Consider the following 824-nt stretch of genomic DNA (forward strand, 5'->3'; position numbering starts at 1 on the left):
CCCCGCACCGCCCCGCACCATGGCCGCCACCTGCATAACCCCAATAACAACAGGTCTGACACCATGAGCACTTTCGACCCGCGCCGGCTTTTGCTGGCAACCGCTGTCGCCAGCATTGCCCTCCCCGTTGTCGCTGAAGAACACGGCTTCCTGGAAGACGCCAGCGCCAACCTAAACCTGCGTAATTTCTTCTTCAACCGCAACTACACCAACCCCAGCAAGACCCAGGGCGGCGCACAGGAGTGGACGCAAAGCTTCATCCTCGACGCCAAATCCGGCTTCACCCAGGGCACCGTCGGTTTCGGCGTGGATGTACTGGGCCTGTACTCATTGAAGCTCGATGGCGGACGCGGCACAGGTGGCACCCAGCTGTTGCCGCTGGACCACGATGGCCGCCCGGCGGATGAATTCGGGCGTCTGGGCGTGGCGTTCAAGGCACGGGTTTCAAAGACAGAAGTGAAAGTCGGCGAATGGATGCCGGTGCTGCCGATCCTGCGTTCGGACGATGGCCGCTCGCTCCCGCAAACCCTGCGCGGCGGGCAAATCACCTCCAAGGAGATCGACGGCCTGACCCTGTACGGCGGCCAGTTCCGCGCCAACAGCCCACGGGACGACAGCAGCATGACCGACATGTCCATGTTCGGGAAAACCGCGTTCACCTCCGACCGCTTCAACTTTCAGGGCGGCGAATATGCCTTCAACGACAAACGCACCCAGATCGGTGTGTGGAACGCCCAACTCAAGGACATCTACAGCCAGCAATACCTCAACCTGATCCACAGCCAACCGGTGGGCGACTGGACCCTGGGCGCCAACCTCGGGTT

The 824-nt window shown here is 61.9% G+C and carries 1 protein-coding gene; it reads left to right on the forward strand.

Features of this window, described 5'->3' with window-relative positions; translation table 11 throughout:
• Nucleotides 1-63: 63 nt before the first annotated feature.
• Nucleotides 64-824 (forward strand): OprD family outer membrane porin (locus HX869_RS31150; protein WP_178904176.1); only part of this gene is annotated, 761 nt, incomplete at its 3' end.

This window comes from Pseudomonas sp. P7779, from assembly GCF_013386315.1.
In the GTDB taxonomy this organism is placed as follows: Bacteria; Pseudomonadota; Gammaproteobacteria; order Pseudomonadales; family Pseudomonadaceae; genus Aquipseudomonas.